This is a genomic window from Vitreimonas flagellata (assembly GCF_004634425.1).
Classification (GTDB): domain Bacteria; phylum Pseudomonadota; class Alphaproteobacteria; order Caulobacterales; family Aquidulcibacteraceae; genus Vitreimonas; species Vitreimonas flagellata.
In genome coordinates, this window is record NZ_SBJL01000001.1 from 1 (window position 1) to 21,653 (window position 21,653).

Sequence of the window (21,653 nt, forward strand, 5' to 3'; positions counted from 1 at the left end):
CATGTCCGGTTCGATGAGAGGGATGTGGAAACGGAGTATGGTCAGGCTCCTCAGGCACCGCCAAACGAAAGAGGCGGCAACAGCTACGCCCGGCCTAACACCACCGCGCCACATCCCGACTCTACGAAACCAAGCCTAACTGGGCCATCGGGCAGGAACGGCTTGATTGAAGCACGACGGTCATGCGGGTAGACGCCCAACCTATGAAACGCTTGGTGCCGCACGATCCTCTCTGGGCGCAGATCTATGAGCATGAGGCGAAGCTGATTGCTGACTTGATGGACGGCTCGGCGTGCATGCTGCATCACATCGGGAGCACCGCCATCCCCAATCTTCAGGCCAAGCCAGTTATTGATATTCTCATGGAGGCTGTGTCGCTGCAGGCCGTCGACGACTGCGCGGAGCGCCTCGAAAAGTTGGGCTACGAAGCTCGCGGAGAGTATGGGATCCCGGGCCGCAGGTATTTCAACAAGAAGCCAACTGACGTGACAGTCGCATTCCATCTTCATGCCTACCTTGCTGGCTCGTTCCAGATCAGAAGGCATCTTGCCTTTCGAGATTGTCTGATCATGAAACCTGACGTCGCGGCGCGGTACGCCGCACTCAAGGCCGACTTGAGTTTTGCTGACGGGACTCTGAAGCCCGAATACCAGAAGGCAAAACAGCCCTTTGTTGACCACGTTGCGCTTGAGGCTGTGCGCTACTTTGAGCGGAAGAATTGAAGCCCGAGCGCAAGCTTGAACGTCGCATTCCGGCGAATTTTGTTGAAAATGTCGGTGCGCATTTCAGCGAACGCTGATTCCCTTGCGTTGTGAGCAAGGGAGGCGGCGATGATGGGAGAGAAGTCTGGCGCGCAGGGCCAGCTGTTCTATCAATTCAACCTCGATGAAGTGGTTCCTGCCGATCACATGCTGCGTAAGATCGATGCGGTGCTCGATTTGTCCGATCTGCGAGCGCAACTGGCGCCGCACTACTCTCACATTGGCCGCCCTTCGATTGATCCAGAGCTGATGATCCGGATGCTCCTCATCGGCTATTGCTACGGCATCCGCTCCGAGCGGCGCTTGTGCGAGGAGGTCTCTCTCAATCTCGCCTATCGCTGGTTTTGCCGGCTCGGCATTGAGGATGCGGTCCCCGATCATTCGACCTTCTCGAAGACCCGCCACGGCCGCTTTCGCGACGCCGACATTCTGCGCAAGGTGTTCGAAACGACGGTCAGGACCTGCATGGACAAAGGCCTAGTCGGGGGCGAAGGCTTTGCAACCGACGCCAGCATCATCCGCGCCGACGCCAACCGGCAAAATCACATCGATGGCGGCGACGATCACGATTGGACCGGCGGCGGCGGCGGTGGTCGCCCGAGCCGTGCGGTGAGCGAATATCTCAAAGGCCTCGATCGCGAAGCCGCGCCGCCAAAAGAGATTTCCCTCTCGGATCCTGCGTCACGACTGACCGCAGCGGTCGGTAGACCCGCCTTCTTCGGCTGGTGCACGAATTACCTGATCGATGTGAAGCACGCCGTGATCATGGACGTTGAAGCGACGCCGGCGTTGCGCACGGCGGAAGTCAACGCAACCAAGGCGATGATCGATCGCGTGGAGCGCCGTTTTGGCGCTAAGCCAAGGCGGCTCATCGGCGACACCGCCTATGGCACAGCCGAAATGCTTGCCTGGATGGTCGGCCAGAAGAACATCGAGCCGCACGTGCCGGTGTGGGAGAAGGGCGAGCGCGAAGATGGGATCTTCAGCCGATCCGACTTCGAGTACGACGCCGAGACCAACAGCCTCACCTGCCCAAATGGCAAACGGCTCGTCCAATTTCGGCGCACCTATCAGACAGAGCGTAGCGGCGTCACCAAGGCCAACACTCGCCTCTATCGCGCCAGCAAGCACGATTGCGACGCGTGCGCCTTGAAACAACAGTGCTGTCCTGGACAGCCGATGCGCAAAGTCACGCGCAGCGTCCACGAGGCTGCCCGCGACGTGGCGCGCGCCATCAACGCCAGTCCCGAATTTCAGCAATCACGTCGCGAGAGAAAGAAGGTCGAAATGTTGTTTGCGCACTTGAAGCGCATCATGAAGCTCGACCGTCTGCGCTTACGTGGCCCATCGGGCGCGCACGATGAATTTACCCTCGCAGCAGCCGCGCAGAACTTGAGGAAACTCGCAAAGGTGCTCTTCGCGCCGCCCCCGATAGCGGCCTCAGCCTAGAGCGAGCACGCACCACCGGGCGGCTCGAGCCGCCGGGCGATGAACTTCGACGCAAGCCTCCGACACAACAGCAGGGGCCGAAGATCTCTCGGACATTTTCAACAGCATCGGCGAATAGCGGACATCGCTTTCCTTCTCCGGCATGGGCGGGAGAAGGTGTCAGCGAAGCGGACGGATGAGGGTGGGTGGTTCAGAATTGAGCGCTGCATCTTCACGCGCTTTCGATCCTGACACTCGCCCCCTCATCCGGTCCTTCGGACCGCCTTCTCCCCCGCGCGGGGGAGAAGGGAAGCGCGGATAGATACGGGGATAGCGTCCAATCTATCCGCACCCCTTCGAAGCCAGCGCATACTCCAGTGCATGGAGCATTACACACTCACCAAACCCATCGCCGAAATCTGGACCAGCGCGCGCGCTATGATCACGCGGCTGCGCGGTCTGATCGGCGCCGAGCAATGGCCGTACGCGCTCGAAGCCTTGGTGTGTAAGCTCGTTCTGCTGGAAGCGCTGGCGCTCGCGCCTGCCGCGCCGAAGCTGCCGCCTATCGGCTGCCGCTCTATAATGAAACTGCCCGCGCCGCCACACGAACGCGCAAAGACCTATGCGTTTTGCCTCGGGCCGCGCGCCAAGCCGCATCCCGCGCGCATCCGCTTGCTAGGCCCAGCGCAATCGCGCGCCAAACTCGAACGGCTGAAGCTCGTCCGCCAAAAGCGCATGCCCGAAGCGCAACGTATCGTGCGCCGCATCGGCGCGCTCAGCTGCGGGCTGGAAAAGCCGCTGCGCTACGCCCAACGCCTCGCGCGCAAGTTCGCAAAAGCGTCCAAGAAATTCCTCGCCAAGATCGCACTCAAGCGCCAACCCGCTCGCCCTATGTCGATTAGCGCCTCCAACGCGACACCGAACAACCCGTCTGGGCCGCGGCGCGTGCTGCGTATGGGCTCACTGATTCAAGCTAAAACTCTGGCGTCATTCCGGGGCTCCGCGCTGCGGAGAACCCGGAACCCCGGGGCAACCGCACAGCTGGCGGCCCTGGATTCCGGACCGCGCTCCGCGCGTCCGGAATGACTGAGTAAAAGCGCGTTCAGCAGAACAGCGCGGCGCCGACGCGCGCCTATGGCCGCATCCCAAACGCACTCGGCCCGGTCTCCGCGCCGCGCTGCGCCAACTCCGCCCATTCACACAATAACGGCCGCGTATCGCGCGGATCGACAATCTCTTCCGCGTAAAACGCTTCCGCCGTGCGAAACGGCGAGCGCAGCGCTTCCGCCCAAGCACGGATCTCAGCCAAACGCTTTGCCGGATCCGCGCTCGCTTCGATGTCGCGCTTGTAGGCCGCCTCGATGCCGCCCTCCATCGGTAGCGAACCCCAATCGCCGGACGGCCAGCAATAACGCATCTTCGTCCGCGTCGGATTCATCATCGCCGAACCGGCCAAGCCAAACGCCTGCCGCACCACGATCGAACACCACGGCACACGCGCCTGATACACCGCCGCCATCGCTTGCACGCCAAGTTTCACAACACCGCTGCGCTCGTGCTTGGCGCCCACCGCAAAGCCGGGGCAGTCGACGAGATGCACCACCGGCAGATGAAACGTCTGCGCCAGATCGACATGCTTGATCAGCTTGCGGCATACGTCCGCCGTCCACGCGCCGCCCAAGAACATCGGATCGCCGGCGATCACCGCAACCGAATATCCATCAAGCCGCGCAAAGCCCGTAATCAGCCCGCGCCCCCATTGCCGGCCCGTCTCAAAGAACGACCCCGCATCAACGCACGCTTCAACAATGCGTCGCATCTTATACGGCACGCGCCGATCGCGCGGCACGACGTTGATGAGCGTCGGATCGCGGCGCTCGATTGGATCGCCGTTCTGCACGCGCGGCGCCTGCTCATGAATGGAAGCGGGAAGGTAGGAGAGAAACTTTCGCGCCGCCGCGAACGCCTCCGCTTCGCTCGCGACGATATCATCAACAACGCCGTTCTTGCCGTTGATCTCCGCGCCGCCCAAGCCTTCCTTGCCGACGTCTTCGCCGATCGCCTTCGCCACTGGCGGTCCCGCCACGAACACCTGGCTCAAGCCCCGAACCATCACGCTATAATGGCTCGCCGCCACGCGCCCCGCGCCAAGCCCAGCACACGGCCCCAACGCCAGCGCCACAACCGGCACGCTCGCCATGTTCGCCACAACCCATTCCCAGCCCGGCGTTTGCGGAATGTACGTGCGCGGATCTTTCTCCAGCATCTTCACCGAGCCGCCGCCGCCGGTGCCGTCGACAAGCCGGATCAGCGGCATACGATATTCATTCGCCATCTGTTCGGCGAACACGAGCTTCTGCCAGATCGCCGCGTCGCCCGCGCCGCCGCGCACGCTGAAATCGTCCGCCTGCACCATCACCGGTCGCCCGCCAATGTCGCCGCGCCCGATCACGAACGGCGACGCGCGAAAGCTCGCCAATTCATTGTCCGCGCCATAGCTCGCCGCGCCCGCGATCTTGCCCGTCTCGTGAAACGAACCCGGGTCGAGCAAAGCGTCCACGCGCTCGCGCACCGTGAGTTTGCCGGAAGCCTTCTGCCGGGCGACGCGTTCCTGGCCGCCCATCTGCTCGGCCAACGCCTCGCGCCGACGCAGCTCTTCAATATCCTTTTCCCAGCTCATGCCGGCGCCTCCCGATCACAGGTTGGCGGGGGCGCGGCAAAAAGAAAAGGCCGCGACTTACGCCGCGGCCCTTGGGCAGGTTGTTTTAGATCAGCTTAGAACGCGCGCCGCACCGTCACGCCGATCGTGCGTGGCTGGTTGGTGGCGAAGGCCAAGCGCGCCCGGCCGCCGCGTTCGCGGTCGAACGAGAGGTTGGCGTTTTCGTCCGCCGCGTTGTTGACGAAGAGCGTGACACCCCAATCGTCGCCCTCAACGCCCGCGCTGAGATTGATGATCGTGTACGCATCAAGCTCCAGATCGAGCGCGGTGACGTCGGCGCCCGTCGCGCCGCCGAACGGCAGACCGGAAACGAAATTGCCCGCGCCCGGTACCTGGTCGCCCGGTTGCGTGAAGCGGCTGCCGACGTGCTGCACCGAACCCGCGACGAACGCCTCGCGGCCTTCGCCGAGGATCGCCAGCGGGAAGTAGTACGCCGCCGTCGCCGCCACTTGGTATTCCGGCACGGACGCCAAGCGATTGCCGGCTTCGATGCCGCCAAGCACGTTGTCGTTGCCGTCACGGACGGTGGAGTCGAACTCCGCTTCCGTCCAGCTGCCCGCGACCGAGAGCTCAAGACCGTCCAGCGGCTGCCAGCCGAACTCGACCTCGATACCCGACGCATGCGCTTCCGGCACGTTGAACGAAATCCGCGATGAGCACGAACCCGCATCCAGCGTGACCTGGAGATCGGAGATCTCGTTGTAGAAGGCGGCCGCGTTGAACGTGTAGTTCGAGCGCGTGACCTTCACGCCGGCTTCGTAGTTCCACGACGTTTCATCGCCGTAGGTCTGGAAGCCGCCGAAGATCGCTTCATCCTCGTCCGAGCAGAGCGGCAGGTTGAGCGGGTCGTTGACGCCGCCCAAACGGAAGCCCTGGCTCGCCTGCACGTTGACCGCGATTTCATCGGTCACGTCATAGCTGGCGATGACGCGCGGGGTTACGCCGTCCGAAGACGTCGTATCCGTACGGTTGTCGCCGTTGGAGAACAAGCCGCCGGAGATGAAGTCGCGCTCTTCGCTGAAATCGTAATAGCGCGCGCCGGCCGTCAGGGTCAGACGGTCAGTGATCTCGTAGCTGGCTTCGCCGAACACAGCGAATTGTTCGATGCTATAGGGCAGGTCTGAGTTGTACGGGGAGTCCGGGCCGTAGCCGTTCGCCGTTGCGGCCGCGGTGCCGGCGCCGAGTGTCGCATCGGTGAAAGCGTCGTAACCTGGCGTCGGCAAACGCTGCGCATAGTCACGCTGCACGTCCGAATAGAACGCGCCGATCAGCCATTGGAACGGCCCGTCCGTATCCGACGAGAGCCGAACTTCCTGCGTGAATTGCTCAAGCTCGGTCGTATCGCGCAGGTTGGAAGGCAACAGCACGGCCGCATCCGGAAATGCCAGATCGACCGACACCGAGCCCGTCAACGCACTCGCATCGCGGCTCGCCAGGATGTTGCGGTTCACGAAGCTGGTGATGGAGGTGAGATTCACATCCCCCATGTCGTAATTGACCGTAAGATCGGCGAGGAAGGTTTCGTCGCTGAACTCTTCATCCAGCAACAAGAATTGCTGGCGCTCGTTGAACGTCACCGGATCGCGCGTGGTGGTGAAGGGATTGGCGAAGAGGTTGAACACCTCTTGGCGATTGAAGCCATTCACTTCGAGGTTCTGATAGACGATGCGCGGCGTCACGGTCAGGTCTGGCGTGACTTGCCAGGTTAGCGCCGCCCGCAAGCCCGAACGCGCGCCGTCATTGACGTCATCGCTTTCGCCGCCGCCTTCGCGCAGTGCATCGATGAAGCCGGCATATTCGGTGTGATAACCGGTGACGCGCAGCGCCAGCGTACCCGGCACCAGCGGCATGTTGATCATGCCTTTGAGGTGACCGCCCGTGCTGCCGCCGTCGATCGTGTTGACGTTGGCTTCGACGCCCGCCGAGAAATCTTCAAGGTCTGGCTGGTTGGTGATGTAGCGGATCGTGCCGCCGACCGAACCCGAACCGAACAGCGTGCCTTGCGGGCCGCGCAGCGTTTCGACGCGATTGAGATCATAGAGATCAAGGTCCGGCGTGAACAATGAAAGCGAGATCACTGATTCATCGAGATAGACGCCGACTTGCTCTTTTACGCCCGGCTGGTCGCGCACGATCTGGCCGGCGGACACGCCGCGCAGCGAAACTTGGCTTTGACCGGGCCCGAGGTTCTGGATCGACATGCCAGCGACGTTGCGCGAGATGTCTTCCAAGTTTGTCGAACCCGAACGCTCGATATCTTCTTGCGATTGCGCATTCACCGAGAACGGCACGTCCTGGATTGTGCTTTCCCGCTTGGTCGCGGTGACGATGATGGTCTCGTCGTCCGCGTCCTGAGCGTACGCGCTCATCGGCGTCATCGCCGACAGCGCGAACGCCATGGCCATTGCGCTGACAGCTGTCAGCAATAGCTTGCGCTGCTTCTTCATAATTCCTCCCTCCGTGCACCGACGACTTCTGACGGTCGCTCAGTCCAGCGTTAACGATGCGCCTGCGCTGGGCGGTCTGCCGTCACAAACGCTTTTGAGGGGAAAAGCAGGGAGGCGAGCGCGGTGGTCTCGCCTAATAGGCGCGCTTACAGCGCCATATTGTCGATCAGCCGCGTCTTGCCCAGCCAAGCCGCGGCGAGGATGCGTGCGTTGGAACCGTCGCTCACCGGCGCCAAAGTATCAGCGTCGCGGATCGCGACGTAATCCACACTGGTGAAACCAGCGGCGATCAGGTGGCGCGCGGCTTCGGCTTCGGCTTCGGCGAGCGGTTCGCCTGCGTGCACGGCCTTGATCGCGTCGTGCAGGATGTAATTGAGGCGCGCGGCGATGCGGCGTTCGTCTTCATTGAGATACGCGTTGCGCGAGGACATCGCGAGGCCGTCATGTTCGCGCACGGTAGCGCAGCCGGTGATCGCAACTGGGATGTCGAGATCATGCGCCATGCGCTTGATCACGAGCAGTTGCTGGTAGTCCTTCTCACCGAAGAACGCGGTGTCCGGCAGCGCCTGCAATAGGAGTTTCGTGACCACCGTTGCGACGCCGCCGAAGAAGTGCGGACGGAATTCGCCTTCGAGCGGTGTGGAGACATCGGCGACGATCACATTGGTCGCGAAGCCCTGCGGATACATCACGCTCCGCTCCGGCGCGTAGAGTAGATCGCAGCCGGCGCTTGCCAGCATGTTCGCATCGCCCGCTTCGTCGCGCGGATAGCGTTCGAAATCTTCGTGCGGTGCAAATTGGCGCGGGTTCACGAACAGACTCGTCACCACACGGTCGCACCGCTCCTTCGCAGTGCGCACCAAAGAGAGGTGCCCCTCGTGCAACGCGCCCATTGTCGGCACGAGCCCAACTGTAAGCCCCGCTTTGCGCCAAGCAGCGATCGCGTAGCGCAACGCTGCGACGTCGCGGACAGTAGGGAGGGCGGAGCCAGTCATGGTCGCCACATCGGGCGGCGGGCCGCGCACGTCAAGCGACTTAAGCGGGCCTTAACCTCGATGAGCGAGGTTTTAAGCATGAGTGTTCGCGCAGCGTCTCTGAGAAAGAGCATCGCAGCGCCCGCCAGCCTGGGCGGGTGTCTTCGATGAGCCTTGCGCATTCCTACGATCCGCCGCCCGCCGCCGCGCCGCGCCAAGCGCATGTGATCGTTGTCGGAAACCAGAAGGGCGGGGCTGGCAAGTCCACCGTCGCGATGCACATTATCGTCGCCTTGATGCGCATGGGCCGGCGCACTGGCGCGCTTGATCTCGATGTGCGCCAACGGTCGTTGACGCGTTACATCGAAAATCGCGCGCGCTGGATCTCGTCGCGCGGCGTGAAGCTGCCTGCGCCGCAGATCATCGAATTGCGCGAGAGCGCACAGCGTTCGCTTGATCTGGCTGAGCAGGAAGAAGAGGTCGCGTTCCGCTCGGCGCTGCGGCGCTTGTCCGAGACGTGTGATTTCATCGTCATTGATTCGCCGGGTGGCGATTCGTACCTGGCGCGCACAGCGCATGCCTGCGCCGACACTTTGATCACGCCGCTCAACGATTCATTCGTCGATTTCGACCTGTTGGGCGACATCGATCAGGACAATGCCGAGATCGTCCGGCCCTCGATCTATAGCGAGATGGTCTGGGAAAGCCGGAAGAAGAAGGCGCAAGGCCAACGCACGCCAATCGATTGGGTGGTGCTACGGAACCGTACATCAACCTCGAAGATTGAAGCCAAGAACAAGCAGAAGGTCGGCGAGGCGCTGAAAACGCTGTCGAACCGGATCGGCTTCCGCATGGCGCCGGGCCTGTCGGAGCGCGTGATCTATCGCGAACTTTTCCCGCAGGGCCTGACGCTGCTCGATCTCGACGCCGACGGCGGCGAGGGCGAAATGCGCATGACGCATTTGGCCGCCCGACAGGAGCTGCGCGACCTCTTCATCACCCTGAAGCTGCCGATGCTGGAAGGCGAGCCGCTCAAGTTCTGAGGCTCGACCGCGTTCGAGGGCCCGTCTAGGGTCGCCCGCTTGCTCACGCTCGTCCTCCTCGCGCTCGTCGCCTTGTTTCTATTATTGTTTGTGCTTCGCGTCGGCGGGGCGCAGAGGCGGCTGATTCTGGCCCGCTGGCCGGCGGTGCTGTTCGCGGGTGCAGCATTGGTTGCGATCGCGAGAGGGGCGATCTGGCCTGCCTTAGCTTTGGGCAGTATGGCGGGCCTCATATGGCTCTTATGGCCAAGCTTGGCCGCACCACGCACTGCCAAAGCTTCAGCAACGCCGCCGCCAGATTCAGCAGAGGATGCTCAGGCGCGCGCCATTCTCGGTGTCGGCCCCCGTGCAACAGAATCAGACATTCGGGCCGCATACCGCGCCAAGATGAGGCGGGCGCACCCCGATCAGGGCGGCGCCCATAACGAGGCCGCGCGGCTCACGGCCGCGCGGGATCGTCTCCTGAAGAAGCTTGGCGGGCGCTAAGCGCCGCCGGCTTATTCCATCTCTTCGGTGGTTTCCTCGGCCTGGTCGCCCTGGCCGTCGAGCGGCGCTTGGACGGCCGACATCGTTTCCACGACCATGCCTTGGTAGGTAGAATAGGGCGATGCTGCGCCGTTGGCGACCGTGGTGGCGGCGCCCGGCGTCTGCGCGTCTAGACGGCGGGTCGGCAAGCTGGCGAAGGTCGCGGCGTTGGGATCTTCGCGGCGGGCGTATTCTTCGTAGGCGCCTTCCACGAGGTAGGCGACTTGGTTGTCGCGGGCCGCTGCGGTTTCACCGCCCAGCACCACCACGATCACGCGGCGGCCGTTGCGCTCGGCCATGGTGGCGAGGTTGAAACCCGAGGCGCGGGTGTAACCGGTCTTAATGCCGTCGACGCCTTCGACCGAACCGATCAGGCGGTTATGGCTGCGCGCGGAGCCGCGCGCCCAGGAGAAGCTCGGCGTTGTGAAGTAATGATAATACTCAGGAAAATCACGCCACAGCGCTTGGCTGAGGATGGCCATATCGCGCGCTGTGGTGCGGTGGCGCGCGTCCGGCAGACCGCTGGCGTTAGCGAAGCGGGTCTCGGTCATGCCGAGTTCGCGGGCGCGCGAGCTCATGTTCGCGGCGAAGCGGGCCTCGGAGCCGCCAAGACGCTCGGCGACCAAGGTCGCCACGTCGTTGGCGGATTGCACGACCAGGGCGCGGATCGCCTGATCGACAGTAATGGAATCACAACCGCGACGGCGCGTGCAGCGCAGGCCAAGACGGGACGGCGGCTGGCGCGTGGCGTTGCGAGAAGCCGTCATGCGCGTATCCATGCTGACGTCGCCGCGTTCGATCGCTTCGAACAGCATGTAGAGTGTCATCATCTTGGTCAGCGAGGCGGGGAAGCGCGCCTCGTCGGCCTGATCCTCCAGCAAGACCTCGTTTGTCCGGGCATCCATAACGATGGCCGAATAGCGCTCCTGGGCCGAAACCGTAGGCGCTAAGCTGAGGGCGAAGACCGCCACGGCCGCACCCACAAAAACCCGCACTGTCTTCAAACCCGCTGACGCCATCTCAGACTGATCCCGCACTAATTCGGATAAATTCAGGCAAATCACGTGCCGCGCAGCTTACAGTTTCATTAGGCCGCCTTAAGCGACCGTTTCTGGCAAGGGTTAAAGCTGAGGTTTCCAACCGAAGCAGTCCTCGAAGCGGCCATCAAGGCTGTGGAGAAGTTGGTTAACGGGAGCTGAATCAAACGCCAGTCCGCTGCGCAGAACGCCCAAAATAACTGCATGGTGCAGTGCAGCAAAAAATGGTTGACTTCGCACTTGCAGCATAACATATAGGGGGCACGAGAGTCGCCGGCCTCCCCCGGCTTTATTGTTATGGAGACACCCATGGCCACTGCGAAGTCCGCCCCCCGCGCCGCCAAGTCGGCCACGGAAGCGTTTGAACAAGTCACCAGCGCATCGACGGAAGCGGTCCGCGAGAACATCGATCGCGGCATCGCCGCCCTTTCGGAAGCCTCGGCTTTCGGCAAGCAGAATTTCGAAGCCTGGATGGCCTCGGCTGCCGCCGCGCAAAAGGGCTTCGAAACGATCTCGGCCCGCACCGTCGCCTTCCAAAAGGACGCGATGGAAAAGCACGTCGCCGCCGCCAAGGCGCTGATGACGTCGAAGAGCGTTCAAGAATTCGTCGAAAAGCAAAACGACTACGCCAAGACCTCTTTCGAAGCGTATGTTGCTGAATTGACGTCGGTCTCTGACCTTGTCCAAGGCGTCGCCAAGGACACGATCGCGCCGATCAATGATCGCGTGAACGCCGCCGCCCAACTGATCCAAGCGGGCGCGGTTCGCTAAAAGAATCGACTTCGGAGCGTCGCTCCGAGGGGCTGAAAAACGGTCGGGCCTAGCTCAACAGAGCTAGGCCCGTTTCGTTTGCCGCTTCCCCAGGGGGCGCCTCGACGCTGTGCCAAACGCGTCAAACTGCTGTGGAGGGAATTTCAAGCCCTTCCCTCGCCGCACTCAATCCATAAATTGTTCAGCATGTGGGCGACAGGCTTTGAGTCTGTCGTGGCTTGGCGCGAGTTCAAACGTCCATGAGCGACGAGTGGAATGATCAGGGAGAAGGTGACGGCGGGGCCGATGGCCGCGTTGGCGCCAAGACTCTGACTCGCACCAAGAAGCCTTCGCTCTACCGCGTGCTCCTGCTCAATGACGATTACACCCCGATGGAATTCGTCATCTACGTGCTGGAGCGCTTCTTTCAGAAGAACCGCGATGAAGCGACCACGATCATGCTGCACGTTCACCAGAACGGCGTCGGCGTCTGTGGAGTTTTTACGTACGAGGTGGCCGAGACGAAGGTCGCCCAAGTGCTCGATCTCGCGCGGCGGCACGAGCACCCGCTGCAATGCACGATGGAAAAGGAATAGACCCGAATGGCGACATTCTCCCGCACGCTCGAACACACGCTCCGTCGGGCTCTTTCGTTCGCGAACGAGCACCAGCACGAGTATGTGACGCTCGAGCATCTCTTGTTGTCGCTGATCGATGACGATGACGCAGCTGGCGTGATGCATGCCTGCAAAGTCGATCTCGACAAGCTGCGCACGAATTTGGAATCGTATCTCGAGACCGAGCTCGACAGCTTGGTCGTCAACAATCGCGATCACGAAGAGCCACGCCCGACCGCTGGCTTCCAGCGCGTGCTGCAACGCGCGATGTTGCATGTTGACTCAAGCGGCGGCCGCGAAGTGACCGGCGCCAACGTGTTGGTCGCACTGTTCAGCGAACGCGAGAGCCATGCCGCGTACTTCCTGCAAGAGCAGGACATGACGCGCTATGACGCGGTGAACTTCATCGCGCACGGCTTGCCGAAGCGCGCGGGTGCAGCTCAATCGCGGCCGGTGCGCGGTGCGCAGGAAGGCGAAGACGGCGAGCGCGTGGTGAAGCAGGGCTCGGAAGCCTTGGCCGCGTATTGCGTGAACCTCAACAAAAAGGCCAAGGAAGGCAAGATTGATCCGCTGATCGGGCGCGAAGCCGAAGTGCTGCGTGCGATTCAGATTCTTTGCCGCCGCAACAAGAATAACCCGCTGCTGGTCGGCGATCCGGGCGTCGGTAAGACGGCGATCGCCGAAGGTCTGGCGCGCAAGATCAACGAAAACCAAGTGCCGGAAGTGTTGGCCGACGCCACCATCTTCTCGCTCGACATGGGTGCGTTGCTCGCCGGCACACGTTATCGCGGCGATTTTGAAGAGCGCTTGAAGAGCGTGATGAAAGAACTTGAGAACCACCCGAAAGCGGTGCTGTTTATCGACGAAATTCATACCGTGATCGGCGCGGGCGCCACGAGTGGCGGGGCGATGGACGCGTCGAACCTGCTGAAGCCGGCGTTGCAATCGGGCCAGCTGCGCTGCATGGGCTCGACCACGTACAAGGAGTATCGTCAGCACTTCGAGAAGGATCGCGCGCTCGCGCGGCGCTTCCAGAAGATTGACGTCAACGAGCCGTCGATCCCGGATGCGATCAAGATCCTGATGGGTCTGAAGCCCTATTTCGAAGAATTTCACAAAGTGAAATATTCGGACGAGGCTATCAAAGTTGCAGTCGAGCTTTCGGCGCGTCACATGGGCGATCGCAAGTTGCCGGATAAGGCGATCGACGTGATCGACGAAACCGGCGCCTCGATGATGTTGCTGACGCCGGATCAACGCCGCGAGAACATCGAGGTGTCGGACGTCGAGGAAGTGGTGGCGCGGATGGCGCGCATCCCCCCGAAATCGGTGTCGAAGAACGATTCCGAAATGCTCGCGTCGCTGCCTAACGACCTGAAGCGCGTCGTGTTTGGTCAAGACAATGCAATCGATCAGCTCGCCGCCGCCATCAAAATGGCGCGTGCGGGTTTGCGCGAGCCGCATAAGCCGATCGGCTCATATCTGTTCGCAGGCCCCACCGGCGTCGGCAAAACCGAAGTCGCGCGGTCGCTGGCGAACATTCTGGGCATCGAGCTGCTGCGCTTCGATATGTCGGAATACATGGAGCGTCACACGGTGAGCCGTCTCATCGGCGCGCCTCCGGGCTATGTCGGCTTCGATCAGGGCGGCTTGCTCACCGATGGCGTCGATCAACATCCGCATAGTGTGTTGCTGCTCGACGAAATCGAGAAGGCGCACCCGGATCTGTTCAACATCCTGTTGCAGGTGATGGACAACGGCACGCTGACGGACGCCAACGGCAAGAAGGTCGATTTCAGGAACGTCATCCTGATCATGACGACGAATGCCGGCGCGTCGGATGCGGCCAAGCAAGGTATTGGCTTCGGCGCGGGCAAAAAGGATCACGAGAATGAAGAGGCGATCAAACGCCTGTTCACGCCGGAATTCCGCAATCGTCTCGATGCTGTGATCAGCTTCGGCGGCTTGCCGCCGGAAGTGGTCCGCAACGTCGTGCAGAAGTTTATCATCCAGCTCGAAGGCCAACTCGCCGAACGCAATGTGCAGATCGAAATCACTGATCGCGCCGCGGATTGGTTGGCGGCCAAGGGCTATGATGAAAGCTTCGGCGCGCGTCCGCTCGGTCGTTTGATCCAAGAGCAGGTGAAGAAGCCGATGGCGGACGAATTGCTGTTCGGCAAGCTGAAGGACGGCGGCATCGTGAAGATCGACCTTGATCCGAGCGATGATACGAAGCTGAAATTCACCTACCACCAAGAGCCGCGCGGCTTGCTCAGCTTCGGCAAGAAGCCCGAGAAGGCTTAAGCGCTAAAGTCTCCAACAAAGAAGCGGCGGTCGCGCAAGCGGCCGCCGTTTTCGTTTGCGGCGGTTGTTTCGTAGGCGATTTTCATGGTTTCCGCATCGACACGTGCGGTAATCGCGCCTAAGGCCACACATTCTTCTTCGGCGGAGGCTGATGTGACTGACACGAACAACACGAGCGACATGCTGACCGGCGGCAACAAAGGCAACGCCCAGCTCATCTACATTCTCTATCTGGCGTCCATCATCGTGGGCGTCACCAGCATCATCGGCGTGGTGATGGCCTATCTGTCCAAGGACCAGGCGCCCGATTGGCTTAAGACACACTATAATTTCCTCATCCGCACCTTCTGGATGGGCCTGCTTTATAGTTTCATCGGTTTGCTGCTGATGATCGTGCTGATCGGCTGGATTGTTTTGATCGCCACGCTGATCTGGATGATCATTCGATGCGTGAAAGGCCTTGGCTATCTCGGCCGCGGCGAACCCGTGCCGAACTATCAAACCTGGATGATCCCGTAAGCGCTTTCGCGATTGCGAGTTACGAAACGGCGACGCGCAAGCGTCGCCGTTTTTGTTTGCGCAGCTATTCGATCGCAGCGGCGATTTGTTTGGCGATCTGTTCGAGTTCGGCGATGTCGGCGCGGTTGCCGTGGCCGTGGCCTGCGAGGCGTACGCCCTCGTAGCGGGGGATGATGTGGAAGTGCAGGTGGAAGATCGTCTGCCCCGCCGGCGCGCCATTGAATTGCGTGACGGTGACGCCGTCTGGATTGAGCGCTTTCGCCGTCGCCTTTGAAAGCTTGTGCACCACAGCCATCAGCGACGCGACGCGATCGGCCGGGAGTTCGATGAAATTCCGGGCGCGGCTGTTCTTCGGCACGATCAGCACATGGCCGCGCGCCTGCGGGAAGATGTCCATGAAGGCGAGCACGTCGGCATCCTCATAGACCTTCACCGCCGGAATCTCCCCGCGCAGGATCTTGGCGAAGAGATTGGTGTCGTCGTAATCGCCGTGAAGGCTCATGATGGAACTCCTGGTGCGGAGGGTAGCGAAGTGGGCTGAGGCCTGAAAGCCCGTTGCCGCTACGCGATCTGGCGGAGGCGCCAATGTCGCGCCAGCATGGCCCATGCTAGGAGGCGGCCATGAAGCGCCCCGAACAATTTGCGATGACGCCCGAGGAGAAAGTCTTCGACGCGCCCGACGCCGAGAAGCCCAAGGTCGTGAAGCCGCGCGACGCAGCGACCCTCATCCTGGTGCGCGGCGGGCGCGAAGTGATGATGGGGCAGCGCTCGAAGGGCCATGTCTTTATGCCGGACAAATGGGTGTTTCCCGGCGGCCGGGTCGATCTGCAGGATGGGCGGGCCAAGGCCGCGACCGAGCTGACCCCGGAAACAGAGGCGTTGCTGAAGCTCGGCGGCGTGATCCGCCGTGCGCCGCGCGCGTACGCCCTGGCGGCGACGCGGGAGACATTGGAGGAGACGGGCTTGGTGCTGGGCGGGCCGGAGGGGCCGGAACTGGACAAGCTCCAATTCGTCGCTCGCGCCATTACCCCGCCGTACCGTCCGCGCCGGTTCGACGCCCGGTTCTTTCTGGCCGACGCCGAGGCGGTTTTGGCCTCGTTCGAGCCGGTAGCCGGGGAAGAATTGCTGCACACCAAATGGTTTAGCCTGGACGACGCCGAGCGGCTGGATTTGCCCTCGATCACCCGGTTTGTGCTGAAAGAGGTCCGCCAGAGGCTGGCCGGCCAGGCGGTCGAGCCGCCCTTTCTGCGCTTTATGCGGGGCAGCCACCAAATGGACCGCCTTAAAAGTTGACTTCCCGTCGCCGGTGCGTATTTTCCGCGCCTTCGTTTACACCCCTCTGAGAATTTCGGGCCCCGTCCTATGGCTAAGAAGACCATCATCAAGATCCGCCTGAACTCGACGGCGGACACGGGCTATTTCTACGTGACGAAGAAGAACCCGCGCACGAAGACGGAAAAGCTCAAGTTCAACAAGTACGACCCGATCGCGCGCAAGCACGTCGAGTTCGTCGAAGGCAAAATTAAGTAAGTTCGCGCTCCGAGTGCTGAACTGAAGAGGCGGGCGCTGATGAAGCGCCCGCTTTGCTATTTGGGGTACAGGATCATTTGCGTGCAACGGAAGAGCGCGATGGTCTTACCCGTCACCTCATCCTTTACCTCCGCATCCCAGACCTGCGTGTTGCGCCCGCCGTGCACGAGCTTGGCTTCGCACATGACCGCACCTTCGCGGACGGTGCCGAGGAAGTTGGTTTTCACCTCGATGGTGGTGAAATTGATGGCGGTTTCCGGCTTTGAGATGAAGCAGCCATAGCCGCAGGCGCTGTCGGCCAGCGCGATGACGCTGGCGGCATGCAGGAAACCGTTGGGCGCGAGGTGATGCTCCTTCACGTCGAAGCGGCCGCGAATGTAGCCGGGCCGTGCCTCGGGCCATTCGAGGCCCAGATGGTCCGGAAGCTTTCCACGCTGACGTTCGGTGAGGGCGGCGGCAAAATCCATAACGCGTCTCCAGCGTATTGAATGCTAGGATAGATCCATGACGCTCCGACAAGTCAAAGCCGCCGTATTGCTCATTGGCGATGAGTTGCTCTCCGGTCGAACGCAGGATGTAAACCTGCGCGCGATCTCGAAATTCCTCGCGCCGCTCGGCGTGCAGGTCGTGGAGGCGCGCGTGGTGTCGGACGTGCCCGAGGCCATCATCGCCGCCGTCAACGATTTGCGGGCGCGCTATGACTACGTGTTCAGCACCGGCGGCATTGGCCCCACGCACGACGACAAAACCGCCGATGCGATGGCTGCGGCGTTCGGGGTGCATATCGACGTGCGCGAAGATGCGCGGGCGATTTTGGAAGAGCATTACAAAGGCCGCGTGCATCTGAATGAATCCCGTTTGCGTATGGCGCGTATTCCGGACGGAGCAACCTTGATCGCCAATCCAGTTTCGAAAGCGCCGGGGTTTCAGATTGGCAACGTGTTCGTGATGGCGGGCGTACCCTCGATCGTGCGTGGCATGCTGGAAGATGTCGGCCATCGCATCGAAGGCGGCGCGGTGGTGAAGAGCGCAACGATACGCGGCAAGGGCGTTGTTGAAGGCGCGATCGCCGAGGGCCTGGAGAAGCTGGAAACCGACGCGGCTGGCGCGGTGTCGTTTGGCTCGTATCCTTGGTTCGCGCCGGGCGATTACGGCGTGCACCTTGTGGCGCGTTCGGCCGTGCCGGAAGCGCTCGCGAAAGCGGCAGAAGATTTGAAGGGGCTCATCCTCTCCGTTGGCGGCACGCCGGAAGAGATCGAAGAGGGCGCGGCCTAAGCGCGCTTCCAGATTGCGTGCGTGACTTCGCAGCGCGTCTCAAAGCCGAGCGATTGATAGAGCGCGATCGCGCCTGTGTTGTGCGCGTAGGTGTGTAAGAACGGCGTCTCGCCATCGGCGATAATACGCGCGCCGACGGTGCGCATGAGCGCTGCGCCATAGCCGCGGCTGCGATAGTCCGGATGTGTGCAGACGCCGCTGATCTCGATGAAGCCCGCAATCTGCAAACGCTCGCCCGCCATCGCCACGAGCTTGCCGTTGTCGCGGATGCCCACGAAACGCCCGAGCATGTTTGTGCGGGCGCGGAATGGGCCGGGCTTGGTGAGGAGGGCCAGTTCTAGCATCTCAGCAGCATCCGCATCGCCGAGTGGCGCGATGTCGAAGCTGCGCTGTTCGGCGCTGAAATTCTTCCAAACCATCTGCAGGCCGAGCGTGCTGGCGACGAGTGCGGCGCCCGGCGGCGGTTTGGGCGGCCCCGGTTCGAGGAGCGAGATGTCGCCATTGACGGGGATGAGTTCGGCGAGCGCGGCGATTGCTGCGTCCGAAGCATCCGCGCACGACGCGAAGGGGCCGATATCGGTGCGAAAGCGCCGCGCCAACGCCTCGCCTTCGGAAAGGTGCGCCTGGCGTGTCGTCAGCGCCGTCCACGCCAGCTTGTCCAACGGGTGCATGCCATCCCTCCGCGATGGTGGCTATGTAGGCGCGGGCCGCAGGCGCCGCCGTCCTTGCGCGGCGGGGGCAAAGCCCGGTATCCAGCCCGCGGCGCGAGCGTGGCGAAACCGGTAGACGCAGCGGACTTAAAATCCGTTCGCCGCAAGGCGGTGCGGGTTCAACTCCCGCCGCTCGCACCAACGCTTAAGCCGCTTCGACGCGCGCGGTGTTCGTGTTGGCTTCGAAATTGAGCTTGCCGGCGTTGGCGAGGAGGTCGATGGCGGCCTCCGGGCTGAGGCCGAGCTTCGCCTCGCGCACGACGTCGGCAACGATCGCAAACAATTCCTCGGAGCTGACGCTGGGCCGGCCGGCCATTTTGGCTCTTATCAACTTGAGCAGGGCGTTGGGCGTGACGGCTTGGGGCATGGCCCCGAGGCTCTCTGCGAAAAACATCTGCGCCTCCATTGGCTGCAACCACCACCCAAGGCGATAGGATGAACTGATTCAGCCGCGCCCGGTGTGACACTTTGATGGTTCCTGACACGCTCCCCGTTTTGCCGCCCATACTCGATTACACCGGCGTGGCCGTGTTCGCGCTGACAGGCGCGCTTGCCGCGGCGCGAGATCGGCACGACATCATCACGTTCTGGTTCTTCGCCGTGTTTACCGGCGTGGGCGGGGGGACGTTGCGCGACCTGCTGATCGGCGCGCCAGTGTTTTGGGTGGGCGACCCAACCTATCTCGCGATCGGCTTAGTCGCGGCGTTACTGGTTTGGTTCCTCGCGCCGCATTTGGAACGCGCGAAAACTTTGATTTGGCTCGATGCGATTGGCTTGGCGGCCTATGCGGTCATTGGCGCGGGCAAGGCCCTGGCGCTCGGTGTCGATCCGTTCGTCTCGATCGCCATGGGCGTGCTGACCGCGTGTTTCGGCGGCGTGATCCGCGATGTGCTCGCGGGCCAGCCTTCGGCGCTGCTGAAGCGTGAGATCACCATCTCGGCAGCACTACTGGCCGCGGTGGGCTTCGTGGCGCTGAGTGCGGCCGGCGTGTCGCCCGCTTGGGCAGGCCTTGCGGGGGCTTTGGCAGGTTTCGGTTTGCGCGCCGGAGCCATACATTATGGCTGGGCGCTGCCCTCGTTCGGAGAGAAACGTGGCCAAGGAAAAGCTTGAACTTGTCGAGGTCAGCCCGCGCGATGGGTTGCAGAACGAGCCGGATATCGTCTCGACCGAAAACAAGCTCGCCCTGATCGATCACATCATCGCGGCGGGCCTGCGCCGGCTTGAGGCGGGTAGCTTCGTCAATCCGAAGAAGGTGCCGCAAATGGCGGATGGCGACGCCGTGTTTGCCGGCGTGCCGAAGCGCGATGACGTGACCTACATTGCGCTCGCGTTGAATTTGCGCGGCGTCGAGCGTGCGATCGCAGCGGGCGCGTCGGAGATCAATTACGCCTTCTGCGCCTCCGATGGTTTTTCGATCCGCAACAATGGCGCGACGGTGGAAGAGACGTTCGCCGTATGGCCCGATGTGGTGGCGCTGGCGAAGGTCAACGGCGCGCGCGTGACGGCGACGGTGTCGACGGCGTTCGGTTGCCCGTTCGACGGCGAAGTGCCGGTGGCGCAGGTGGTGAAGGTCGCCGAGCGCTGCGTGGCTGAGGACATTTTCGAATTGGCGCTCGCCGACACGATCGGCGTTGGTGCGCCGACCGATGTGCATGAGCGCTTCAAGGCCGTGAAAGCTGCGATCCCAGGCCATGTGCAATTGCGTGCGCACTTCCACAACACGCGCAATACCGCACTCGCCAATGCAGTGGCCGCTGTCGAAGAGGGCGTGCGTGTGTTGGACGGTTCGCTCGCCGGCATTGGCGGCTGCCCGTTTGCGCCGGGCGCTGCGGGCAACGTGCCCACGGAAGATCTGCTCTATATGTTCAACCGCATGGGCTTCGACACAGGCGTCGATCTCGATCGCGCGGTTGAGGCAGCGCAATTCATCGGCGGCGTGTTGGGGCGCAAGACGCCAGGTATGGTCAGCCGCGCGCCGAAATGGCCCAAACAATAAGGCCGCCGCGTCGCCGCGACGGCCTTAAAGTCTGCGTGAGCTCTAAAGCTTAGAGTTCGCGGCTGATCGTGAACGAGATTTCCTCGTCAGCGTCGTCGATGTCGGTTTCGTGATAGCGGAGATCGAAGCCGAAGCCGTGGAAGGCGTACGACGCGCCAATGTTCCAGGTGGTGTAATCGTCGTCGTCAACTTCTTGGTTGCCGATGGCGCCCGAGATGCCGAACGCTTCGCTCAGGGCGAACGCCGCATTGGCTTCCAGGTAGAGCGACTCTTCACCGCCGTCGCCGCCGAACTCGTCTGACGCATAAGCGGCAGCGCCGAGCGACAGAGCTTCGGTTGGGCTGATGCTGGCGGCGGCCTTGAGTTCAAAGAAGTCCAGGTCGTCAGCGCCCGGGTACAGATAGCCGAGAACGCCGAAATCGAAGGAGACCGGGCCGAGCGACGGCGTGATGCCGGCATAGACGTCGAGTTCTGCTGAAGCGTCGGCGCCGAAATCGTCGACCGACGAAGCCCAGGTGCCGACATAGAACATGTCGGAGGCGTAGTCCGCGCCGCCCTGCACGGCGAACTCGCCGTCGGACTGCGTAATGCCGCGCCACACGTAATTGCTGGTGAACGCAACGTTCGCCGTCACCGTGCCCTCAGCAGCGGCGACGCCAGACGTGCCGGCCGTAGCAGCGCCGGCCAACAGGGCCAGACCAAGCAGTTTCTTCATCATACGCATCCTCAGTTCCCCGCGGGTTTCTCGCCGCAGCTTATGCAGCGAGGCTCACGTGTTAACGTGAACGATAGGTTAAGCAGGCGAAGCTTTGGCCGTTTGAACGTGACAGGAAAGCCATCAGCGTTGCAGCCGCGCCACGGAAAGCACTCTGCGCCCCTTTCTTGGGCGGCGGCAGGGGTGTTCGCCGCAAGTTTGCGCAGTGTGACCTCAGCGCCGCAAATTGATGGATAGGGCGTGCGTGTGGCTTTGAGGCAATGTCTCGGCGTTGGCCGTATAAGAAGGCGCGCGCCGCGGAATCGA

Annotated in this window: 23 protein-coding genes and 1 tRNA gene; 15 read left to right on the forward strand and 9 right to left on the reverse strand. The window is 62.3% G+C overall.

The genetic code is table 11. The annotated features are described in order from the left end of the window. Positions 1-203: 203 nt before the first annotated feature. From EPJ54_RS00005 to EPJ54_RS00015, 3 genes are all read left to right on the forward strand, one after another. Positions 204-722 carry a GrpB family protein gene (locus EPJ54_RS00005; RefSeq protein WP_167755495.1) on the forward strand — a complete coding sequence of 173 codons (519 nt, stop codon included), beginning with the start codon at positions 204-206 and terminating at the stop codon, positions 720-722. A gap of 108 nt (positions 723-830) precedes the next feature. Continuing rightward, positions 831-2,210 carry a transposase gene (locus tag EPJ54_RS00010; RefSeq protein WP_135209639.1) on the forward strand — a complete coding sequence of 460 codons (1,380 nt, stop codon included), beginning with the start codon at positions 831-833 and terminating at the stop codon, positions 2,208-2,210. A 360-nt stretch (positions 2,211-2,570) separates the two neighbouring features. After that, on the forward strand, positions 2,571-3,275 hold the full coding sequence (locus tag EPJ54_RS00015) for a hypothetical protein (protein ID WP_135209640.1): 705 nt from the start codon (positions 2,571-2,573) through the stop codon (positions 3,273-3,275). 46 nt (positions 3,276-3,321) lie between these two features. Here the strand turns inward: EPJ54_RS00015 and EPJ54_RS00020 are convergent, their stop codons facing one another. The 3 genes from EPJ54_RS00020 to panC form a co-directional block, all read right to left on the reverse strand. Continuing rightward, positions 3,322-4,869, reverse strand: a complete 1,548-nt coding sequence (locus EPJ54_RS00020; protein WP_135209641.1) for an acyl-CoA carboxylase subunit beta — start codon at positions 4,867-4,869, stop codon at positions 3,322-3,324. Between the two features lie 95 nt (positions 4,870-4,964). Further along, positions 4,965-7,355: a TonB-dependent receptor gene (locus EPJ54_RS00025; RefSeq protein WP_135209642.1), complete on the reverse strand. Its 2,391-nt coding sequence runs from the start codon at positions 7,353-7,355 to the stop codon at positions 4,965-4,967. A gap of 146 nt (positions 7,356-7,501) precedes the next feature. Further along, positions 7,502-8,350 (reverse strand): pantoate--beta-alanine ligase, encoded by an 849-nt coding sequence (panC, locus tag EPJ54_RS00030; RefSeq protein WP_135209643.1) that lies wholly within the window; start codon positions 8,348-8,350, stop codon positions 7,502-7,504. Positions 8,351-8,496: 146 nt separating this feature from the next. Between panC and EPJ54_RS00035 the strand changes: the two genes are divergently transcribed. Then, positions 8,497-9,372, forward strand: a complete 876-nt coding sequence (locus tag EPJ54_RS00035) for a division plane positioning ATPase MipZ (RefSeq protein ID WP_135209644.1) — start codon at positions 8,497-8,499, stop codon at positions 9,370-9,372. Between the two features lie 216 nt (positions 9,373-9,588). Further along, positions 9,589-9,855 (forward strand): DnaJ domain-containing protein, encoded by a 267-nt coding sequence (locus EPJ54_RS20320; protein WP_420823027.1) that lies wholly within the window; start codon positions 9,589-9,591, stop codon positions 9,853-9,855. Between the two features lie 11 nt (positions 9,856-9,866). Here the strand turns inward: EPJ54_RS20320 and EPJ54_RS00040 are convergent, their stop codons facing one another. Continuing rightward, positions 9,867-10,865 carry a D-alanyl-D-alanine carboxypeptidase family protein gene (locus EPJ54_RS00040; protein WP_239590674.1) on the reverse strand — a complete coding sequence of 333 codons (999 nt, stop codon included), beginning with the start codon at positions 10,863-10,865 and terminating at the stop codon, positions 9,867-9,869. 375 nt (positions 10,866-11,240) lie between these two features. On the opposite strand from EPJ54_RS00040, the gene EPJ54_RS00045 reads away from it, so the two are divergent. The 4 genes from EPJ54_RS00045 to EPJ54_RS00060 all read left to right on the forward strand — a co-directional run bounded on the left by EPJ54_RS00045 (position 11,241) and on the right by EPJ54_RS00060 (position 15,121). Then, positions 11,241-11,702 (forward strand): phasin family protein, encoded by a 462-nt coding sequence (locus EPJ54_RS00045; protein ID WP_167755496.1) that lies wholly within the window; start codon positions 11,241-11,243, stop codon positions 11,700-11,702. 239 nt (positions 11,703-11,941) lie between these two features. Next, positions 11,942-12,277, forward strand: a complete 336-nt coding sequence (gene clpS / locus EPJ54_RS00050) for an ATP-dependent Clp protease adapter ClpS (protein ID WP_135209647.1) — start codon at positions 11,942-11,944, stop codon at positions 12,275-12,277. A 6-nt stretch (positions 12,278-12,283) separates the two neighbouring features. Further along, positions 12,284-14,602: an ATP-dependent Clp protease ATP-binding subunit ClpA gene (gene clpA / locus EPJ54_RS00055; protein WP_135209648.1), complete on the forward strand. Its 2,319-nt coding sequence runs from the start codon at positions 12,284-12,286 to the stop codon at positions 14,600-14,602. A gap of 153 nt (positions 14,603-14,755) precedes the next feature. After that, the gene (locus EPJ54_RS00060) at positions 14,756-15,121 is read left to right on the forward strand and encodes a DUF4870 family protein (RefSeq protein ID WP_239590675.1); all 366 of its coding nucleotides are present in this window, start codon (positions 14,756-14,758) and stop codon (positions 15,119-15,121) included. A 64-nt stretch (positions 15,122-15,185) separates the two neighbouring features. Here EPJ54_RS00060 and EPJ54_RS00065 read toward each other — a convergent pair whose 3' ends face one another. After that, positions 15,186-15,623 carry an HIT family protein gene (locus EPJ54_RS00065; RefSeq protein WP_135209649.1) on the reverse strand — a complete coding sequence of 146 codons (438 nt, stop codon included), beginning with the start codon at positions 15,621-15,623 and terminating at the stop codon, positions 15,186-15,188. A gap of 119 nt (positions 15,624-15,742) precedes the next feature. Between EPJ54_RS00065 and EPJ54_RS00070 the strand changes: the two genes are divergently transcribed. Together EPJ54_RS00070 and rpmG are read left to right on the forward strand one after the other, a co-directional pair. Then, a complete protein-coding gene (locus EPJ54_RS00070) occupies positions 15,743-16,414 on the forward strand; it encodes an NUDIX hydrolase (RefSeq protein WP_239590676.1) in 672 nt (223 codons plus the stop codon). 69 nt (positions 16,415-16,483) lie between these two features. Then, on the forward strand, positions 16,484-16,651 hold the full coding sequence (rpmG, locus tag EPJ54_RS00075) for a 50S ribosomal protein L33 (protein ID WP_135209650.1): 168 nt from the start codon (positions 16,484-16,486) through the stop codon (positions 16,649-16,651). A 56-nt stretch (positions 16,652-16,707) separates the two neighbouring features. Here the strand turns inward: rpmG and EPJ54_RS00080 are convergent, their stop codons facing one another. After that, positions 16,708-17,118 carry a PaaI family thioesterase gene (locus EPJ54_RS00080; RefSeq protein WP_135209651.1) on the reverse strand — a complete coding sequence of 137 codons (411 nt, stop codon included), beginning with the start codon at positions 17,116-17,118 and terminating at the stop codon, positions 16,708-16,710. 37 nt (positions 17,119-17,155) lie between these two features. On the opposite strand from EPJ54_RS00080, the gene EPJ54_RS00085 reads away from it, so the two are divergent. Beyond that, positions 17,156-17,926: a competence/damage-inducible protein A gene (locus tag EPJ54_RS00085; protein ID WP_135209652.1), complete on the forward strand. Its 771-nt coding sequence runs from the start codon at positions 17,156-17,158 to the stop codon at positions 17,924-17,926. Here EPJ54_RS00085 and EPJ54_RS00090 read toward each other — a convergent pair. Next, positions 17,923-18,597 carry a GNAT family N-acetyltransferase gene (locus EPJ54_RS00090; protein ID WP_135209653.1) on the reverse strand — a complete coding sequence of 225 codons (675 nt, stop codon included), beginning with the start codon at positions 18,595-18,597 and terminating at the stop codon, positions 17,923-17,925. The two genes, EPJ54_RS00085 and EPJ54_RS00090, sit on opposite strands and share 4 nt — an antisense overlap. A gap of 93 nt (positions 18,598-18,690) precedes the next feature. On the opposite strand from EPJ54_RS00090, the gene EPJ54_RS00095 reads away from it, so the two are divergent. After that, positions 18,691-18,777: transfer RNA gene (locus tag EPJ54_RS00095), tRNA-Leu, on the forward strand. 4 nt (positions 18,778-18,781) lie between these two features. Here the strand turns inward: EPJ54_RS00095 and EPJ54_RS19650 are convergent. After that, on the reverse strand, positions 18,782-18,952 hold the full coding sequence (locus EPJ54_RS19650) for a hypothetical protein (protein WP_167755497.1): 171 nt from the start codon (positions 18,950-18,952) through the stop codon (positions 18,782-18,784). Positions 18,953-19,107: 155 nt separating this feature from the next. Between EPJ54_RS19650 and EPJ54_RS00100 the strand changes: the two genes are divergently transcribed. Together EPJ54_RS00100 and EPJ54_RS00105 are read left to right on the forward strand one after the other, a co-directional pair. After that, positions 19,108-19,746, forward strand: a complete 639-nt coding sequence (locus EPJ54_RS00100; RefSeq protein WP_135209654.1) for a trimeric intracellular cation channel family protein — start codon at positions 19,108-19,110, stop codon at positions 19,744-19,746. Beyond that, the gene (locus tag EPJ54_RS00105) at positions 19,727-20,632 is read left to right on the forward strand and encodes a hydroxymethylglutaryl-CoA lyase (protein WP_239590677.1); all 906 of its coding nucleotides are present in this window, start codon (positions 19,727-19,729) and stop codon (positions 20,630-20,632) included. Before EPJ54_RS00100 ends, EPJ54_RS00105 begins: the two co-directional genes overlap by 20 nt. Before the next feature lie 49 nt (positions 20,633-20,681). On the opposite strand, the gene EPJ54_RS00110 is transcribed toward EPJ54_RS00105, so the two are convergent. Next, complete coding sequence (locus tag EPJ54_RS00110) at positions 20,682-21,350, reverse strand: TorF family putative porin (RefSeq protein ID WP_135209656.1); 669 nt, start codon at positions 21,348-21,350, stop codon at positions 20,682-20,684. Positions 21,351-21,653 lie beyond the last annotated feature (303 nt).

Excerpts from the sequence above, each read along its gene's own strand:
- EPJ54_RS00005 (WP_167755495.1), top strand. The coding sequence starts at position 204 with ATGAAACGCTTGGTGCCGCACGATCCTCTCTGGGCGCAGATCTATGAG.
- EPJ54_RS00010 (WP_135209639.1), top strand. The coding sequence starts at position 831 with ATGATGGGAGAGAAGTCTGGCGCGCAGGGCCAGCTGTTCTATCAATTC.
- EPJ54_RS00015 (WP_135209640.1), top strand. The coding sequence starts at position 2,571 with ATGGAGCATTACACACTCACCAAACCCATCGCCGAAATCTGGACCAGC.
- EPJ54_RS00020 (WP_135209641.1), bottom strand. The coding sequence starts at position 4,869 with ATGAGCTGGGAAAAGGATATTGAAGAGCTGCGTCGGCGCGAGGCGTTG.
- EPJ54_RS00025 (WP_135209642.1), bottom strand. The coding sequence starts at position 7,355 with ATGAAGAAGCAGCGCAAGCTATTGCTGACAGCTGTCAGCGCAATGGCC.
- panC (WP_135209643.1), bottom strand. The coding sequence starts at position 8,350 with ATGACTGGCTCCGCCCTCCCTACTGTCCGCGACGTCGCAGCGTTGCGC.
- EPJ54_RS00035 (WP_135209644.1), top strand. The coding sequence starts at position 8,497 with ATGAGCCTTGCGCATTCCTACGATCCGCCGCCCGCCGCCGCGCCGCGC.
- EPJ54_RS20320 (WP_420823027.1), top strand. The coding sequence starts at position 9,589 with ATGGCGGGCCTCATATGGCTCTTATGGCCAAGCTTGGCCGCACCACGC.
- EPJ54_RS00045 (WP_167755496.1), top strand. The coding sequence starts at position 11,241 with ATGGCCACTGCGAAGTCCGCCCCCCGCGCCGCCAAGTCGGCCACGGAA.
- clpS (WP_135209647.1), top strand. The coding sequence starts at position 11,942 with ATGAGCGACGAGTGGAATGATCAGGGAGAAGGTGACGGCGGGGCCGAT.
- clpA (WP_135209648.1), top strand. The coding sequence starts at position 12,284 with ATGGCGACATTCTCCCGCACGCTCGAACACACGCTCCGTCGGGCTCTT.
- EPJ54_RS00065 (WP_135209649.1), bottom strand. The coding sequence starts at position 15,623 with ATGAGCCTTCACGGCGATTACGACGACACCAATCTCTTCGCCAAGATC.
- EPJ54_RS00070 (WP_239590676.1), top strand. The coding sequence starts at position 15,743 with ATGAAGCGCCCCGAACAATTTGCGATGACGCCCGAGGAGAAAGTCTTC.
- rpmG (WP_135209650.1), top strand. The coding sequence starts at position 16,484 with ATGGCTAAGAAGACCATCATCAAGATCCGCCTGAACTCGACGGCGGAC.
- EPJ54_RS00080 (WP_135209651.1), bottom strand. The coding sequence starts at position 17,118 with ATGGATTTTGCCGCCGCCCTCACCGAACGTCAGCGTGGAAAGCTTCCG.
- EPJ54_RS00085 (WP_135209652.1), top strand. The coding sequence starts at position 17,156 with ATGACGCTCCGACAAGTCAAAGCCGCCGTATTGCTCATTGGCGATGAG.
- EPJ54_RS00090 (WP_135209653.1), bottom strand. The coding sequence starts at position 18,597 with ATGCACCCGTTGGACAAGCTGGCGTGGACGGCGCTGACGACACGCCAG.
- EPJ54_RS19650 (WP_167755497.1), bottom strand. The coding sequence starts at position 18,952 with ATGGCCGGCCGGCCCAGCGTCAGCTCCGAGGAATTGTTTGCGATCGTT.
- EPJ54_RS00100 (WP_135209654.1), top strand. The coding sequence starts at position 19,108 with ATGGTTCCTGACACGCTCCCCGTTTTGCCGCCCATACTCGATTACACC.
- EPJ54_RS00110 (WP_135209656.1), bottom strand. The coding sequence starts at position 21,350 with ATGATGAAGAAACTGCTTGGTCTGGCCCTGTTGGCCGGCGCTGCTACG.